Annotated in this window: 14 protein-coding genes, 1 rRNA gene and 1 pseudogene; 2 read left to right on the top strand and 14 right to left on the bottom strand. The window is 73.2% G+C overall.

Annotated elements, in window-relative coordinates:
• Positions 1-483: 483 nt before the first annotated feature.
• From EV284_RS33455 to EV284_RS29045, 7 genes are all read right to left on the bottom strand, one after another.
• Positions 484-606, bottom strand: coding sequence for a helix-turn-helix domain-containing protein (locus EV284_RS33455; protein ID WP_242625873.1), 123 nt, complete (start codon positions 604-606; stop codon positions 484-486).
• Between the two features lie 146 nt (positions 607-752).
• Positions 753-1,889, bottom strand: coding sequence for a glycosyltransferase family 4 protein (locus tag EV284_RS29070; protein ID WP_130339383.1), 1,137 nt, complete (start codon positions 1,887-1,889; stop codon positions 753-755).
• A 298-nt stretch (positions 1,890-2,187) separates the two neighbouring features.
• Complete coding sequence (locus EV284_RS29065) at positions 2,188-2,934, bottom strand: hypothetical protein (RefSeq protein WP_130339381.1); 747 nt, start codon at positions 2,932-2,934, stop codon at positions 2,188-2,190.
• Positions 2,935-2,938: 4 nt separating this feature from the next.
• On the bottom strand, positions 2,939-4,657 hold the full coding sequence (recN, locus tag EV284_RS29060) for a DNA repair protein RecN (protein WP_130340031.1): 1,719 nt from the start codon (positions 4,655-4,657) through the stop codon (positions 2,939-2,941).
• Between the two features lie 63 nt (positions 4,658-4,720).
• Positions 4,721-5,638 carry an NAD kinase gene (locus EV284_RS29055; RefSeq protein ID WP_030812355.1) on the bottom strand — a complete coding sequence of 306 codons (918 nt, stop codon included), beginning with the start codon at positions 5,636-5,638 and terminating at the stop codon, positions 4,721-4,723.
• Positions 5,635-6,450 (bottom strand): TlyA family RNA methyltransferase, encoded by an 816-nt coding sequence (locus EV284_RS29050; protein ID WP_130339379.1) that lies wholly within the window; start codon positions 6,448-6,450, stop codon positions 5,635-5,637. The genes EV284_RS29055 and EV284_RS29050 overlap by 4 nt, the downstream gene beginning before the upstream one ends.
• 59 nt (positions 6,451-6,509) lie before the next feature.
• A complete protein-coding gene (locus EV284_RS29045; protein ID WP_130339377.1) occupies positions 6,510-6,761 on the bottom strand; it encodes a hypothetical protein in 252 nt (83 codons plus the stop codon).
• A gap of 42 nt (positions 6,762-6,803) precedes the next feature.
• On the opposite strand from EV284_RS29045, the gene EV284_RS29040 reads away from it, so the two are divergent.
• Positions 6,804-7,151, top strand: coding sequence for a sterol-binding protein (locus EV284_RS29040; protein ID WP_130339375.1), 348 nt, complete (start codon positions 6,804-6,806; stop codon positions 7,149-7,151).
• Here the strand turns inward: EV284_RS29040 and EV284_RS29035 are convergent.
• The 4 genes from EV284_RS29035 to EV284_RS29020 form a co-directional block, all read right to left on the bottom strand.
• Positions 7,135-8,007, bottom strand: coding sequence for an ABC transporter ATP-binding protein (locus EV284_RS29035; protein WP_130339373.1), 873 nt, complete (start codon positions 8,005-8,007; stop codon positions 7,135-7,137). The two genes, EV284_RS29040 and EV284_RS29035, sit on opposite strands and share 17 nt — an antisense overlap.
• A complete protein-coding gene (locus EV284_RS29030) occupies positions 8,004-9,050 on the bottom strand; it encodes an iron chelate uptake ABC transporter family permease subunit (RefSeq protein ID WP_130339371.1) in 1,047 nt (348 codons plus the stop codon). The genes EV284_RS29035 and EV284_RS29030 overlap by 4 nt, the downstream gene beginning before the upstream one ends.
• Positions 9,047-10,090 carry an iron chelate uptake ABC transporter family permease subunit gene (locus EV284_RS29025; RefSeq protein ID WP_130339369.1) on the bottom strand — a complete coding sequence of 348 codons (1,044 nt, stop codon included), beginning with the start codon at positions 10,088-10,090 and terminating at the stop codon, positions 9,047-9,049. The genes EV284_RS29030 and EV284_RS29025 overlap by 4 nt, the downstream gene beginning before the upstream one ends.
• A gap of 69 nt (positions 10,091-10,159) precedes the next feature.
• Positions 10,160-11,188, bottom strand: a complete 1,029-nt coding sequence (locus tag EV284_RS29020) for an HAD-IIA family hydrolase (RefSeq protein WP_130339367.1) — start codon at positions 11,186-11,188, stop codon at positions 10,160-10,162.
• A 72-nt stretch (positions 11,189-11,260) separates the two neighbouring features.
• Between EV284_RS29020 and EV284_RS29015 the strand changes: the two genes are divergently transcribed.
• Complete coding sequence (locus EV284_RS29015) at positions 11,261-12,544, top strand: DUF1015 domain-containing protein (protein ID WP_130339365.1); 1,284 nt, start codon at positions 11,261-11,263, stop codon at positions 12,542-12,544.
• An 88-nt stretch (positions 12,545-12,632) separates the two neighbouring features.
• Here the strand turns inward: EV284_RS29015 and EV284_RS29010 are convergent, their stop codons facing one another.
• From EV284_RS29010 to rrf, 3 genes and pseudogenes are all read right to left on the bottom strand, one after another.
• Positions 12,633-13,532: a hypothetical protein gene (locus EV284_RS29010; protein WP_207229176.1), complete on the bottom strand. Its 900-nt coding sequence runs from the start codon at positions 13,530-13,532 to the stop codon at positions 12,633-12,635.
• Between the two features lie 543 nt (positions 13,533-14,075).
• Positions 14,076-15,032: pseudogene (locus EV284_RS32865) on the bottom strand (hypothetical protein); the annotation flags it as partial.
• 68 nt (positions 15,033-15,100) lie between these two features.
• Positions 15,101-15,217 (bottom strand): 5S ribosomal RNA (rrf, locus tag EV284_RS29000).
• Between the last annotated feature and the right edge of the window lie 185 nt (positions 15,218-15,402).

The raw sequence follows: 15,402 nt of genomic DNA, 5'->3' as shown, positions 1-15,402 counted from the left end.
CACCTGCTCCGCTGCGCTCCGAGAGTGGGCGTGCTCGGGGGGGTGGTCCGTTCGCTGGTCTCGCTGAAGAGGTCCGGAGTCATTCTGGTGCAGCCGTTCCGTTCATATCGCTGTCCGGTAATTCGGCAGAGACTACTGCCATGCGCGCACGCTACTTCCCACCACTGACAGGCGGTATCCAGCTCCGATTGCGAAACCTGAACTGATCGATCAACAGCTAATCCGGATCGAATGCACCACTCTCCGCATGACTGCTAGTGAGCAGTAGGAGGCGACTTTGTCGAGGATCTCGTCAGCTGTCCCGGTGCAGATGAACGGCCCGGGGTGCTCGCTCCAGTCGGCGAGTCAGGCTCGGATGTCGCGTTCGAGTGCCTGGACGGAACGGTGGCCGCCACGCTAGAGCTTCTCTCTTCGAGTGTTCTGACGATGACCCGCTCGACGTCGACATCGGTGATCTTCCGAGGGGACGCCGGGCCGCGGGTCTTAGTACAAGCCGTCCAGACCGCGCTCGAGAAACCGGCGTCGCCGGGTGCGGACCGTGTCCGGGGCGATCCTCAGCCGACGGGACACCTCCATGATCGAGTGGCCTTCGGCGCCCTCGATCACGATCCGTGACCACAGGGCCAGGGCAGTCGCCCGGCGACGCAACCACCCCTCCAGCACAGACCGCTGGGCGTCAGTCACCGACAACGGCGGAATCTCGGACCCGGACGACTCATGCAGGGCTAACGATGAACCTCTGATTCAGGTCGCTAGAGGAGCGCCATCGGCTGGGTCAACTCGTCGTAGATACTGAGTACTTGGGCGATCGTGTCGTCCTCGGTCGGCCAGCCGGCCGCCTGGCGGGTGCCGCGTTCGACGAGCCGCTCGCGCCGTTCGGGGTCGGCGAGGAGGGCGGTGACGGTGTCGGCGAGGGCCAGGGGGTCGCCGTAGGGGACGAGGGCGGCGGCGTCGCCGACGAGGTCCGGGACGCCGCCGACGGCGGTGGCGACCAGGGGGACGCGGGCGTGCAGGGCCTCCTGGGCGAAGAGGGGGCGGGACTCCCAGCGGCTGGGGAGCAGGGCGAGGTCGGCGGCCGCGAGCAGGTCGGGCACGTCGTCGCGGACGCCCAGCAGCCGGACGGGCGACTCCTCGTCGGCGATGCGCTGCCGCAACTCGGCGCGGAGCGGCCCCTCGCCCGCGATCAGGAGGAGCGGCTCCGGGTCCAGGCCGCTCCAGCGGCGGGCCGCGTCCAGCAGCACGTGGTAGCCCCGGTGCCGGTCGAGGGAGCCGACGGCGAGGAGCAACGGGCGGTCGGTGGCGCCGAGTTCGGCGCGGAGCTTGGCCGAGGGGCCCTCCGGGTCCTTCGCCGCGGCGGGCCGGGGGCGGCCGGGCAGGGCCAGCGCGCCGAGCCGGGCGTCCCGCGCGCCGGTGCGGCGGGCCCGGTCGACCAGGGCGGAGCTGGTGCCGAGGACCACGGCGGCCGTCCGGGCCACGCGCCGCTCCAGCAGCCGCAGCAGGTGCGCCCGCGCACCCTCGGCGTGTGCCCGGTCGTGCCAGGTGACGACCAGCGGGGTGGTCCGTCCGCCGAGCGCCAGCGCGGCCCGGAAGGAGGCGTGCAGCCCGTGCGCGTGCACCAGGTCGGCGTCCGCGCAGGCCGCCCGGAGCCGGCCCACGGCCGTCGGGTCGCTGCTGCGGGGCACCGGAACATGGTCGGCGCCGGTGCCCCGGAAGTCGTAGGCGTGGTCGGCCTCGGCCGGGGCGCACACCGTGACCCGTACGCCCCGCGCGACCAGCCCCTCGGCCAGGGAGCGCACATGGGCGCTGCTCCCGGCGTTGCCGCCGCCGAGCACCTGCACGGTGCGCAGCGAGGACTGGCCGTGCGGGGCGTTGCTGCTCACGGGGGTCACTGGGGCCGGGGCTCCTGGGTCGGGGCGGAGGTCGGTCACGGGTACGGATCGGGCACGAGGACGTACAGAAGGTAGCGAACGGCGAAACACCGGAAGCGGGGTACGACGGGCCGCGCGGGCCCCCGCCCGGAGGCGGCACACCGTCAAGCATGCCAGTACGTACGGCTGTTCCGGGAAATCCCGCCGGAGCCGGCGGGCGGGGCGCGTTGGCAATGCGCCGGCGCATCTCACCCGTACGAGTGAGAGCGGCCGTCGGCCCGGCGGAGCCGGCCGGCATACGTATCGCGAGGTCAGCGGCTCACAGCGCCCGCGCCCAGGCGGACACCCGGTCCCCGTACACGGTGGCGGCGACCACGGCGACGGCGTGCGCGAGAAGGCCCGCGCGCCCGGCCGCCGAGACGACGGCGGTGCCGAGCGCCGCGCCCAGGGCGTGCGCGCCGGTGTCGCCGAGCATGGCCCGCGCCCCCAGGTCCTCCGGGAGCACGGCGGCGGCCCCGCCCGCCGCGACGGCGGCCAGCGCGCCGCCCGTACCGCTCCGGGCGAGCCCCGGCGCCGCGAGGGCGAGCACGGCACCCGCCGCGCGGCCGGGGCGTACGTCGAGCAGGTTGGCGGTGTGCGCGGCGCCCGCGATGACGACGCCGGCGAGCACCCGGTCCACCGGCCTCTCCTTCAGCAGGGTCCCGGCGGCCAGCGCGGCGGCGGAGATGCCGAACAGCTTGACCGCGCCGGAGGTGACCTCACCGGTGCGCAGGGCGCCGAGGTGGGCGCCGAAGCCCCGGCGCGGGTCGTCGGCGCCGGCGATGTCGTCGTAGGCGCCGCAGGCTCCGGCGGCCAGCACGGCGAGCCCGGCCGCCGGGTGGACCCGGGCGGCGGCGAGCGCGGTGGCGGCGGCGCTCGCCGGTCCGGCGTACAGCTCGACGGTGCGGCCCGCGTGGTTCTTCCGCTCCCAGCGGCGGCGGCCGCCCGGCGCGCGGTGCCGGAGCACCGCCGTCAGCCCTCGGGTGAGCAGCGCCGAGCTGAGCAGGGCGGCGCGGCGGGACGTCACCGGCCTAGTCCTCCGCGCGGGCGGTGGCGAGGAGTTCCTCGGCGTGGGCGCGTGCGGCCTCGGAGTCCTCCTGGCCGGCCAGCATGCGGGACAGCTCGCGTACGCGGTCCTCGCCCTCCAGGACCTTCACACCGGACCGGGTGACCGAACCGTCGTTGGTCTTCTCCACCAGCAGCTGCCGGTCGGCGAACGCGGCGACCTGCGGAAGATGGGTGACCACGACGACCTGCGCGGTCCGGGCGAGCTTCGCCAGCCGCCGCCCGATCTCCACGGCCGCCTTGCCGCCGACCCCGGCGTCCACCTCGTCGAAGAGGTACGTCGGCACCGGGTCGGTGCCCGCGAACACCACCTCCACGGCGAGCATCACGCGGGACAGCTCACCGCCGGAGGCGCCCTTGGCGATGGGCCGGGGCGGGGCGCCGGGGTGCGGGGCGAGCAGCAGCTCGACCTCGTCGACCCCGGTGGGCCCGTAGGCGACCGTACGGCCGCCGGCCTCGATGCCGTCCGGGTCCTCGGTCTGCCGGATGTCGAAGGAGACCCGCGCGTGCGGCATGGCCAGCGAGGCCAGTTCGGCGGTGACGGCGGCGGCGAACCGCTCGGCCGCCTCGGCGCGGGCCTTGGTCAACGCCTCGGCGAGCGCGCCCAGTTCGATGCCCAGGGCGTCCCGTTCGGCGGTGAGTTCACCGATCCGCTCGTCGTCGCCGTCCAGCTCGGTGAGCCGGGCGGCGCCCTGCTCGCCCCAGGCCAGCACGGCGCCGATGTCCTCGCCGTACTTGCGGGTCAGCGCCGTCAGGGCGGCCCGGCGCTCCTCCACCGCGGCCAGCCTGAGCGGGTCGGCGTCCAGGTCGGAGGCGTATCCGGCCAGCTCACCGGCGACGTCGGCTAGGAGGATGTTGATCTCCCCGATCCGGTCGGTGAGCGCGGCCAGCGCCGGGTCGTGGGCCCGGACCGCCTCCAGCGCCCGGTGGGCGCCCGCGACCAGGGTGGCGGCGTCGATGCCCTCCGGGTCCTCGGGGTTGCCCGCGAGGGCGGCGTGCGCGGCGGTGGCCGCGGCGGCCAGCGCCTCGGCGTGCCCGAGCCGCTCCGCCTCCTCGGCGAGTTCGGTGTCCTCCCCCGTCCGGGGTTCCACGGCGGCGATCTCGTCCAGGCCGTACCGCAGCAGGTCGGCCTCCTGGGCGCGCTCGCGGGCGCGGGTGACGATCTCGTCCAGCTCGGCGGCGACGGCCCGCAGCCGCCGGTACGCCTCGGTGTACGCGGCCAGCGGGCCGGAGACGGCCTCCCCCGCGTACCGGTCCAGGGCCTGCCGCTGCCGGGACAGCTTGAGCAGGCCCTGCTGGTCGGTCTGGCCGTGCACGGCCACCAGTTCGTCGGCCAGCTCGGCGAGCAGCCCCACGGGCACGCTGCGCCCGCCGAGGTGCGCGCGTGAGCGGCCCTCGGCGGAGACGGTACGGCTGACCAGCAGGGCGCCGTCGTCCAGCTCGGCCCCCGCCTCCTCGGCGCGTACGAGGGCGGAGGCGCCGGCGGCCAGGGCGATCCGCCCCTCCACCACCGCCTTGCCCGCACCGATCCGTACGAGCGCCGGGTCGGCGCGTCCGCCGAGCAGCAGGCCCAGGCTGGTGACCACCATGGTCTTGCCCGCGCCCGTCTCACCGGTGACCGCGGTGAACCCCGGCGACAGCTCGACCACGGCGTCGTCGATGACCCCGAGCGACCGTATCCGCATCTCCTCCAACACGGAACAGACCTTACGAGGTCCGGGGCGTGCCGCGCACACGGGCCGCCGCTGTCACTCCGAGGAGTGGTCCCGGGCGCCGCGCCAGCCGGTGGTCGGCAGGGCGAACTTCGCCACCAGCCGGTCGGTGAAGGAGGCGTGGTGCAGCCGGGCGAGCCGGACCGGCACCGCGCCGCGCCGGACCTCGACCCGCGCGCCGGGCGGCAGCTCGATGGTGCGGCGGCCGTCGCACCACAGCACGCCCGGCGGGACGTGCGGGAGCACCTCGACGGCGAGGACCGAGTCGGGCGAGGTGACCAGCGGCTTCGCGAACAGGGCGTGCGCGCTGATCGGCACCATGAGCAGCGCCTCCACCTCGGGCCACACCACCGGTCCGCCGGCGGAGAAGGCGTAGGCGGTGGAGCCGGTGGGGGTGGAGAGCACGATGCCGTCGCAGCCGAAGGCGGTGACCGGGCGGCCGTCGATCTCCAGCACCACTTCGAGCATCTTCTCGGCGGACACCTTCTGCACGGCCGCCTCGTTCAGCGCCCAGTCGGTGTGCACGATGTCACCGTTGCGGTGCACGACCACGTCGATGGTCATGCGCTCCTCGACCTCGTAGGAGCGGGCCACCACCCGGTCCACCACCCGGTCCAGGTCGTCCCGCTCGGCCTCGGCGAGGAAGCCTACGCTGCCGAGGTTGACGCCGAGCATCGGCACGCCGGAGGCGCGGGCGAACTCGGCGCCGCGCAGCAGGGTGCCGTCACCGCCGAGGACGATGAGCAGTTCGCAGCCGTCGAGTGACTGCGGTGTCGCCTCCTTGACGAGTTCCACCTCGCCCGGCAGCGGCAGGTCGCACGCCTCCTCCTCCAGCACCCGCACCCCGATGCCGGACCGCAGCAGTCCCTTGACGACGAGTTCCGCGCTGCGGATCGCCGCGGGACGCCCGGTGTGGGCGAGCAGGAAAACAGTACGCGCTCGGTTCTGTGTCAACGCGGCCCCTCCGCCACTGCACGATCGATGTCGGCCGGGTCGATCTCGGGGGCTCCGGCACGCAGCCAGAGAAAGTACTCGACGTTGCCGGACGGGCCCGGCAGCGGACTCGCGGTGACTCCTCGCACCCCGAGACCCAGCTCCCACGCCTTGTCGGCCACCCCGCGCACGGCCTCCGCCCGCAGTTGCGGACTCCGTACGACACCCCCGCTGCCCAGCCGTTCCTTACCCACCTCGAACTGCGGTTTCACCATCATCACCAGATCCGCGTCCGGCGTCACGCACCGCTTGAGGGCGGGCAGCACCAGATGGAGCGGGATGAAGGACAGATCGCCCACCACCAGGTCCACCGGCTTCCCGTCGATCCCGTCCAGCGTCAACTCGCGTACGTTCGTACGGTCCTTGACGACGACCCGTTCATCGTTCCGGAGAGACCAGGCGAGTTGTCCGTATCCGACGTCCACGGCGACGACCTGGGCGGCGCCCGAGCGCAGCAGGACGTCGGTGAAGCCGCCGGTGGAGGCGCCGGCGTCCAGGGCGCGGCGGCCCTCGACCACGAGGCCCAGGGGGACGAAGGCGGCGAGGGCGCCGGCGAGCTTGTGGCCGCCGCGCGAGACGTAGTCGGGGTCGGAGTCGTCGCTCAGCACCACGATCGCGGCGGCGGTCTCCACCTGGGTGGCCGGCTTGGTGGCCACGGTCTTGCCGACGGTCACCCGTCCGGCGGCGATCAGCTGGCTGGCGTGCTCGCGCGAGCGCGCCAGCTTGCGGCGGACCAGTTCCGCGTCGAGACGGCGGCGTGCGACTCCTGCCACGTTCGGTTCAGCTCCTGCTCAGGTCTTCATGCGTCGGTACGGGCGGTGCGGCCGTGGCCTCACCGGGGGGCGGGTGCCGGAGGGTCCGGGCGGGCGTCGAGCGCGTCCAGCGCGTCGCGCAGCCCCCGGTGTACATCCTCGTACACGCCGAGGTGTCCCTCGGTGGGCAGGTGGTCGGCGTCGGCCAGGCGGGCCAGGCGGGCGTCGACCCCGGCGTCCCCGGTGGGGGTACGGGGGACGGCGAGCGGCGCCGGGGCCGCGGGGTCGGACTCGGGCGCCGGGGACCCGGACTCGGGCGCGGACTGGCTCATGCCCAGACGCTACCGCGAACGCCTGGGGTACCGTCGTGCGCGATGGCCACGATCGAGGAGTGCCGTACGGCACTGGAGAAGCTCTCGGACAGCATGAGCGGTGCCGGGGGCGACGTCGGCGCCGCCGCCGCGCTGGACCGCTCGGTGAGCTGCCATGTCACCGACCTGGACGTCACCTTCGCCGGCCGCATGAGAGGCGGCCGGATCGAGGTGGCCGAGACCCTCCCGGGTCCGCCCGGGGAGCGGGCCCAGATCCGGCTGGCGCTGACCGGGGACGACCTGGTGGCCCTGGTGGACGGCGAGCTGGACTTCGCCTCCGCCTGGGGTTCGGGCCGGGTCAGGCTGGAGGCGGGTCTGATGGATCTGTTCCGGCTCAGGAAGCTGCTGTGACCTTCGCCGTCCGCGCCTTGCGGGCGGCGGGCACGACCAGCGGGGTCCCGGTCTCGGGGTCGTCGATGACCTGGCAGCGCAGCCCGAAGACCCGCTCGACCAGGTCGGCGGTGACGATCTCGTTCGGCGCGCCCTCGGCGATGACCTCGCCGTCGCGCAGGGCGATGAGGTGCGTGGCGTAGCGCGCCGCGTGGTTGAGGTCGTGCAGGACGGCGACCAGGGTGCGCCCCTGCGTCTCGTGCAGTTCGGCACAGAGGTCGAGCACGTCGATCTGGTGCTGGATGTCGAGGTAGGTGGTCGGTTCGTCCAGGAGCAGCAGCGGGGTCTGCTGGGCGAGGGCCATGGCGATCCAGACGCGCTGGCGCTGACCGCCGGAGAGTTCGTCCACGTACCGCTCGGCGAGCTCCGCGACCCCGGTCTGCGCCATGGACTCCTGTACCACCCGCTCGTCCTCGGCCGACCACTGGCGCAGCAGCCCCTGGTGGGGGTAGCGGCCCCGGCCGACGAGGTCGGCGACGGTGATGCCGTCGGGCGCGATGGAGGACTGCGGGAGCAGGCCCAGGGTGCGGGCGACCTTCTTGGCGGGCAGTGACTGGATGGCCTGCCCGTCGAGCAGCACCTGGCCGTCGGCCGGCTTCAGCATCCGCGACAGCGCCCGCAGCAGGGTGGACTTGCCGCACGCGTTGGGGCCGACGATCACGGTGAAGGAGTTGTCGGGTATCTCCACCGACAGCCGCTCGGCGATGACGCGCTGTTCGTAGGCGAGGGTGACGTTCTCGGCGGACAGGCGGTTCACGGTGCTGGTACTCCTAGGGGGGTGCGGGGTCGGCTTCGGTCCGCTCGCCTCGGTGCTCATACCCGGCCCGCCCGGCGCTCGCCGACCAGCAGCCACAGCAGGTAGGCGCCGCCGACGACACCGGTGACCACGCCGACGGGCAACTGGTCGGCGCCGAAGAGACGCTGGCAGACCCAGTCGGCGGTGACCAGCAGAGCGGCGCCCATGCACAGGGACGGTACGAGGTTGGGGCCCGGCGAGCGGGTCAGCCGCCGGGCGAGCTGCGGCGCGGTGAGGGCGACGAAGCCGACGGGGCCCGCGGCCGCGGTGGCGGCGGCGGTGAGCAGGACGGCGCCGACCATCAGCACCAGCCGCACCCGGTGCACCCGCACCCCGAGGGCGAACGCCACGTCGTCGCCCATCTCCAGCATGCGCAGGCCCCGCCCGTTGGCGAGGACCACGGGGACGACGACCGCGCACAGGATCAGCAGCGGCCAGACCTGGGTCCAGTCCCGGCCGCTGAGCGAGCCGGTCATCCACACCACGGCGCGGGCGGCGTCGACGATGTCGGCCTTGGTGATCAGGTAGCCGTTGACGGCGGTGAGCACCGCGGAGACACCGATGCCGACCAGGACCAGCCGGTATCCGTGCACCCCCTGCTTCCAGGCCAGCAGATAGATACCGAGGCCCGTGACCAGGCCGCCGGCCAGGGCGCCCGCGGTCACGGCGGCGGCGCTGCCGGAGAACAGCACGATCATCACCAGGGCGCCCGCGGTGGAGCCCTGGGCGAGGCCGAGCACGTCGGGGCTGCCGAGCGGGTTGCGGGAGATCGACTGGAACAGCGCCCCGCCGAGTCCCAGCGACGCACCGACCAGCAGGCCGACCAGCAGCCGGGGCAGCCGCAGCTCGTTGACGATGAAGTCCTGGGACGGGGTGCCGTTGCCGACGAGGGTCCGCAGCACGTCCATGGGAGGGATGTGGGCGTCGCCGGTGCCGATCAGGGCCACGCCCGCGGCGAGCACGGCGACCAGCAGCAGGGCGACGACGGTCAGGGAGCGCGGGTCCAGGCGCAGCGAGAGCCCGCCGGGGGTGCGCACCGCACGGCTCCGGGAGAGTGTCTTCACAGTTGCGCCGTCCTCCGCCGTCGTACGAGAAAGATGAAGACCGGTCCGCCGATCAGCGCGGTGATGATGCCGACCTGGATCTCGGCGGGCCGGGCGACGAGCCGGCCGACGATGTCGGCGCCGAGCAGCAGCACCGGCGACAGCACGGCGGCGTACGGGAGAATCCAGCGCAGGTCGGGCCCGGTGAAGGAGCGCACCACGTGCGGCACCATCAGGCCGACGAACATGACCGGGCCGCAGGAGGCGGTCGCGGCGCCGCACAGCACGGTCGCCGCCAGCATGGCCAGCGCGCGGGTGCGGTTGAGGTGGGCGCCGAGCGCGCGGGCGGTGTCGTCGCCCATCTCCATGGCGTTCAGCGGCCGGGCCAGGGCGAGCGAGAGGACCATCCCGGCCACCAGGAACGGCAGGACCTGGACGATGGTCCGGTCGTTCGCGGAGTCCAGCGAGCCGACCGTCCAGAAGCGCATCCGGGACAGCGCCTCGTCGTCCGTGATCATCACGGCCTGGAGGTATCCGTACAGCGCGGCCCCGATCGCGGTGCCGGCCAGCGCGAGCCGTACCGGGGTGGCCCCCCGCGTACCGCCGAGGAACCACACCAGCGCGCCCACGGCGGCCGCACCGGCGAAGGCGAACCAGACGTAACCGCTGAGCGAGGTCACCCCGAAGAAGGTGATGGCGGTGACGACGGCCGCCGAGGCGCCCGCGTTGATGCCGAGCAGTCCGGGGTCGGCCAGCGGGTTGCGGGTGAGCGCCTGGAGCACCGAACCGGACAGCCCGAACGCGGCCCCGGCCAGCAGACCGAGGACGGTCCGGGAGATCCGGTCCCGTACGACGATGTCGGCGTAGGTCCCGCTGTCGTGGAACAGCCCGTGCCAGACGAGGTCCGGCGCCAGTGATTTGGCGCCGACTCCGATACTCGCCATGGCGACGCACGCCAGCAGCACGACGGCCAGGAGCAGCCCTAGGGCGCGCGCCAGCTGTCGCTTCGGGGGCGCGGGGGCGGTTTCCGCGCGCTGTTCCGGACGACTCTCGACCAACACGCAGTTAGGTTAGCCTATCCTGCTCTGCGATCTCGATCCCGCTCTCGATCCCGCCCAGCCGACGGAGCCTCAGAGTCCCAGCCTGGCCAGCGCCTTCTCCGCGTCCAGCGCGCAGGTGCCGTCCCCGGCCGCCGTCCAGGCCGCCGCGCACAGCGCCCGCAGACCGTCGAGCTCGGCCCCCTCGCCCGACAGCTCCAGCTGGCCCGAACCGGCCGTGGCGGTCCAGCCTCCGCAGCGGAAGCCCTCGCCGGCCTCCGTCACCGCCGGCTGACCGGTGAGCAGGCCGCGCAGATCGGCGTCGACATAGGTCGGCCGGTGCTGCGGGGGCGCGGCGAGCAGCTGGGCGCCGTCGGTGACGCCGGTCAGCACGAGCAGCGAGTCGACCCCGCCGTTGTGGGCGCCCTCGATGTCGGTGTCCAGCCGGTCCCCGACCACCAGCGGCCGCTCGGCACCGGTGCGCAGGATGGTCTCCTTGTGCATCGGGGGCAGCGGCTTGCCCGCCACCTGCGGCTCGGCGCCGGTGGCGATCCGCACGACCTGCACGGCCGCGCCGTTGCCCGGCGCGATGCCCCGCCCGCTCGGAATGGTCAGGTCGGTGTTGGACGCGAACCACGGCACCCCGCGCGCCACCGCGTACGACGCCTCCGCGAACCGTCCCCACGGGAAGTCCGGGCCGCCGTACCCCTGCGCCACCGCGGCCGGGTCGTCGTCCGCCGACTCCACCGGGGTCAGCCCGCGCTCGCGCAGCGCCACCCGCAGCCCCTCACCGCCGATCACCAGCACCTTCGCCCCGGCCGGCACCTGCTCGCTGATCAGCCGGGCCACCGCCTGCGCGGAGGTGATCACGTCCTCCGCGCCGGTCGGTATGCCCAGCTCGGTCAGGTGCCCGGCCACCGCGTCCGGGGTACGCAGCGCGTTGTTGGTGACGTACGCGAGGTGCATGCCGTCGGCACGGGCCTCGGCCAGCGAGTCCACGGCGTGCGCGATGGCCTCACCGCCCGCGTACACCACCCCGTCCAGGTCGAGCAGCGCCGTGTCGTACGCCTCGTGCAGGGGCCGCTCGCTGCCCTCGGGGCTCGTCCTGACGCTCCGGCTCATCCGTATCGCTCCTCGTTCGACGCTCTTTCCCCCGATCATCCCGCAACGCGCCCGCACACGTACGATGCCGGGATGAACATCGCAGGTCACTCGGAAGCAACGGCGCCCCGAGGTCTGGAACTCGCCCCGTTCCGCGGCCTTCGTTACGACCCGGAACGGGTCGGCAGCCTGGCCTCCGTCACCTCCCCGCCGTACGACGTGGTGGTACGCCCCGACGGCCTGCACCACCTCCAGGACGCCGACCCGTACAACATCGTCCGGCTGATCCTGCCCCAGGCCGACACGCCCGACATCCGCAACGAACAGGCCGCCGACACCCTGCGCCGCTGGCTCGCCTCGGGCATCCTCGCGCCCGACCCGGTCCCCGCCCTGTACGTGTACGAGCAGCAGGACGTGGACGGACTGCTCCAGCGCGGTGTCATCGGCGCCCTGCGCGTCTCGGAACCGGAGGACGGCGTCGTCCTCCCCCACGAGGACGTGATGGACCCGGTGGTCGCCGACCGCGCGGGCCTGATGCGCGCCACCCGCGCCAACCTGGAACCCCTGCTGCTGACCTACCGGGGCGACGGCGCGACCTCCGAGGCGGTCGAGCGCACGGTGAAGCTCCCGCCCCTGCTGACGACCACCACCGAGGACGGCGTACGGCACCGCCTGTGGAACCTCACCGACCCGGCCGAGCTGGCCCTCGTCCGCGAGGACCTCGCCCAGCACCAGGCCCTCATCGCCGACGGCCACCACCGCTGGGCCACCTACCGCCTGCTCCGCGCCGAGCAGCCCTCCCCCGGTCCCTGGGACCTGGGCCTGGTCCTGCTGGTCGACACCGTCCGCTATCCGCTGCGCGTCCGAGCCATCCACCGCCTGCTGCACGGCCTGCCGGTGGCGGACGCCCTGGCCGCCGTGGGCGACCTGTTCCGGGTACGGCACCTCGCGGTCCCGCTGCCCGAGGCGCTGGAGGCGCTCGCGGAGGCGGCCGCCGAGGGCAACGCCTTCCTGCTCGCCGGCGACGGCGACTTCCACCTGCTGGACCGCCCGGACCCGGCCCTGCTGGCCCGCACGGTCCCGGCCGGCCACCCGGACGCCTGGCGCTCCCTGGACGCGACGGTCCTGCACGCCGTGCTCCTCGAACACGTCTGGCGCGTCCCCGAGGACTCCCCCGCGCACATCGCCTACATCCACGACACGGCGGCCACCGTCGCCAAGGCCGAACGCGGCGGGAGCACGGCGGTGCTGCTGCACCCGGTACGCGAGGAAGTCGTGCGCGAGCTGGCCCGGCAGGGGGTGACGATGCCGCGCAAGTCGACCTCGTTCGGCCCCAAGCCGGCGTCGGGGCTGGTGCTGCGAGTGGTGGACATCTGAGAACCGATCCGGCTGGTCGCGGGCACGAAAAAAGGGCGGGACCGCTGGGGTCCCGCCCTTCATTCATGTGCCGTGCGCGCCGCCGGGATCAGTCCTCGGTGGTGTCCTTGACCTGGACGATCTTCGGCTCGTCGGCCTTGGGCTCGTCCTCGTCCGCGGGCTCGTCGTCGTCCTCGTCCGCGTCCTCGTCCGCAGGCTCGTCGTCGTCCGACGGCTCGCTTGCGTCCGCGGGCTGGTCGTCGGTGGTGGTGTTCTCGTCCACCACGACCGTCACCACGGTCTCGGTCTCCGCGTCGTCCTCATCCATCGCGTCGACGAACTCGACACCGTCCAGCTCGGCCAGCCGGTCGGAGGCGTCGGTGCTGCCGTCACGGTCGGCCTCGACGGCCTTGGCGAACCACTCCCGCGCCTCGCCCTCCCGGCCGACGGCCAGCAGGGCGTCCGCGTAGGCGTAGCGCAGACGGGCGGTCCAGGGCTGGACGGAGTTGGAGGCCAGCTCCGGGCTCTGGAGGGTGACGATGGCCGCGTCGAGCTGGTCCATGTCACGCCGGGCACCGGCGGCGACGAGCCGCATCTCGACCTGGCCGGCCTTGTCCAGCTTCTGCACCTCGGGGGCACCGGCCATGTCCAGCGCCTTCTCCGGGCGCCCGAGCCCACGCTCGCAGTCGGCCATCACGGGCCACAGCTCGGTGTTGCCGGTCATCCGGCGAGCGGCACGGAACTCGGCCAGGGCCTCGCTGTACTTCTGGGTCGCGTAGGCGGCGAAGCCGGCGGCCTCACGGACCGCGGCCACACGGGACGCCAGACGCAGGGCCACCCTGGAGTAGCCGTAGGCGCCCTCAGGGTCCTCGTCGATGAGCCGCGCGACCATCACCAGATTCCTGGCGACGTCCTCCGCGAGCGTCTTCGGGAGGCTCTGCAGCTCCTGGCGGACGTCCTTGTCGATCTCGTCGCCGGTGACGTCGTCCGGGATCGGGAGGCGCTTGATCGGCTCGCGGTCGCGCTCGTCACGGCCCCGGTACCCACCACGGTCGTCGCGGCGGTCGTCACGGCCCCGGTACCCACCGCGCTCGCCCGGCCGGGCGCCACGGTCGTCACGGCCCCGGTAGCCCCCACGGTCGCCGCCCCGGTCGTCCCGGCCGCGGAAACCGCCCCGGTCACCACCACGGCTGTCGTCCCGACGGAACCCACCACGGTCGCCGCCACCACGGCGGTCGTCGTCACGGCGGAAGGAGGGGCGGTCGCCGGAACGCTCGTCACGACGGAAGGGAGGACGGTCGCCGCCGCGGTCGTCGCGACCCCGGAAGCCACCACGGTCGTCACCACGACGGTCATCGCGGCGGTCATCACGGCGGTCGTCTCGGCGGAAGTCGCCACGGCTGTCGTCCCGACGGAACGCCGGCCGGTCACCCGAGCGCTCGTCCCGACGGAACGACGGGCGGTCGCCGGACCGCTCGTCCCGACGGAACGACGGGCGGTCACCCGAGCGCTCGTCACGGCGGAAGGAGGGGCGGTCGCCGGAGCGGTCGTCACGACGGAACGACGGACGGTCGCCACCACGGTCGTCACGACCACGGAAGCCACCACGGTCGCCACCACGGTTGTCGTCGCGGCGGAAGTCGCCACGGCTGTCGTCCCGACGGAACGCCGGGCGGTCACCCGAACGCTCGTCACGACGGAAGGACGGACGGTCCCCACCACGACGGTCGTCGTCCCGACGGAAGGAGGGGCGGTCGCCGGAACGCTCGTCGCGACGGAAGGGAGGACGGTCGCCGCCACGGTCGTCACGACCACGGAAGCCACCACGGTCGCCACCACGGTTGTCGTCACGGCGGTCGTCGCGGCGGAAGTCGCCACGGCTGTCGTCCCGACGGAACGGGGGACGGTCGCCGGAACGCTCGTCGCGACGGAAGGGAGGACGGTCGCCACCACGGTCGTCACGACCACGGAAGCCACCACGGTCGCCACCACGGTTGTCGTCACGACGGAAGTCGCCACGGCTGTCGTCGCGACGGAACGCCGGCCGGTCACCGGAACGCTCGTCACGACGGAACGACGGACGGTCCCCACCACGACGGTCGTCGTCACGACGGAACGACGGACGGTCCCCACCACGACGGTCGTCGTCACGACGGAACGACGGACGGTCGCCGCCACGGTTGTCGTCACGACCACGGAAACCGCCGCGGTCGCCACCACGGTTGTCGTCACGACGGAAGGACGGGCGGTCATCGCGGCGGAAGCCACCGCGGTCGCCACCACGGTCGTTGCCGCGGTCGCCACCACGGTCACTGCCGCGGTCGTCGCGGCGGAAGGAGGGACGGTCGCCGCCACGGCGGTCGCCGCCACGGTCGTTGGACCGACTCGGGCCGCCGCGGTAGCCGCCACGATCACCGCGGTCACCACTGTCCCGTCGCCGCTGGTCGCGCTCCGGTCGGTCCTCGGGAGAGTTGGTGGACATCGGGTGACTCCTGTCTTCGGGTACCACAAGCATTGTAAAAACAAAAGGACCCCTGGTCCCAGCTGAACGCTGGGACCAGGGGTCCTCCAAAGATTGTTCGGCGGCGTCCTACTCTCCCACAGGGTCCCCCCTGCAGTACCATCGGCGCTGTGAGGCTTAGCTTCCGGGTTCGATATGTAACCGGGCGTTTCCCTCACGCTATGACCACCGAAACCCTAATGGTTTCGAGCGAACAAGCACACTTTTTATTTGTGAGTTCGAGTTCAGCTCTGAACCGGCAACTGTTCGTTGCCTCAGAACTTACACAGTGGACGCGAGCAACTGAGGACAAGCCCTCGGCCTATTAGTACCAGTCAACTCCACCCGTTACCAGGCTTCCATATCTGGCCTATCAACC

Origin of the sequence: Streptomyces sp. BK022 (genome assembly GCF_004217355.1) — a bacterium.
Classification (GTDB): domain Bacteria; phylum Actinomycetota; class Actinomycetes; order Streptomycetales; family Streptomycetaceae; genus Streptomyces; species Streptomyces griseoluteus.
Note: the sequence above shows the minus strand (reverse complement) of the source record. Positions and strands in the feature narration are given on the sequence as shown.

Bases quoted from the DNA above. Each gene is read 5' to 3' on its own strand.
- EV284_RS29035 (WP_130339373.1), bottom strand. From the start codon at position 8,007: ATGAGCACCGAGGCGAGCGGACCGAAGCCGACCCCGCACCCCCCTAGG.
- recN (WP_130340031.1), bottom strand. From the start codon at position 4,657: ATGCGGATACGGTCGCTCGGGGTCATCGACGACGCCGTGGTCGAGCTG.
- EV284_RS29045 (WP_130339377.1), bottom strand. From the start codon at position 6,761: ATGAGCCAGTCCGCGCCCGAGTCCGGGTCCCCGGCGCCCGAGTCCGAC.
- EV284_RS29040 (WP_130339375.1), top strand. From the start codon at position 6,804: ATGGCCACGATCGAGGAGTGCCGTACGGCACTGGAGAAGCTCTCGGAC.
- EV284_RS29015 (WP_130339365.1), top strand. From the start codon at position 11,261: ATGAACATCGCAGGTCACTCGGAAGCAACGGCGCCCCGAGGTCTGGAA.
- EV284_RS29020 (WP_130339367.1), bottom strand. From the start codon at position 11,188: ATGAGCCGGAGCGTCAGGACGAGCCCCGAGGGCAGCGAGCGGCCCCTG.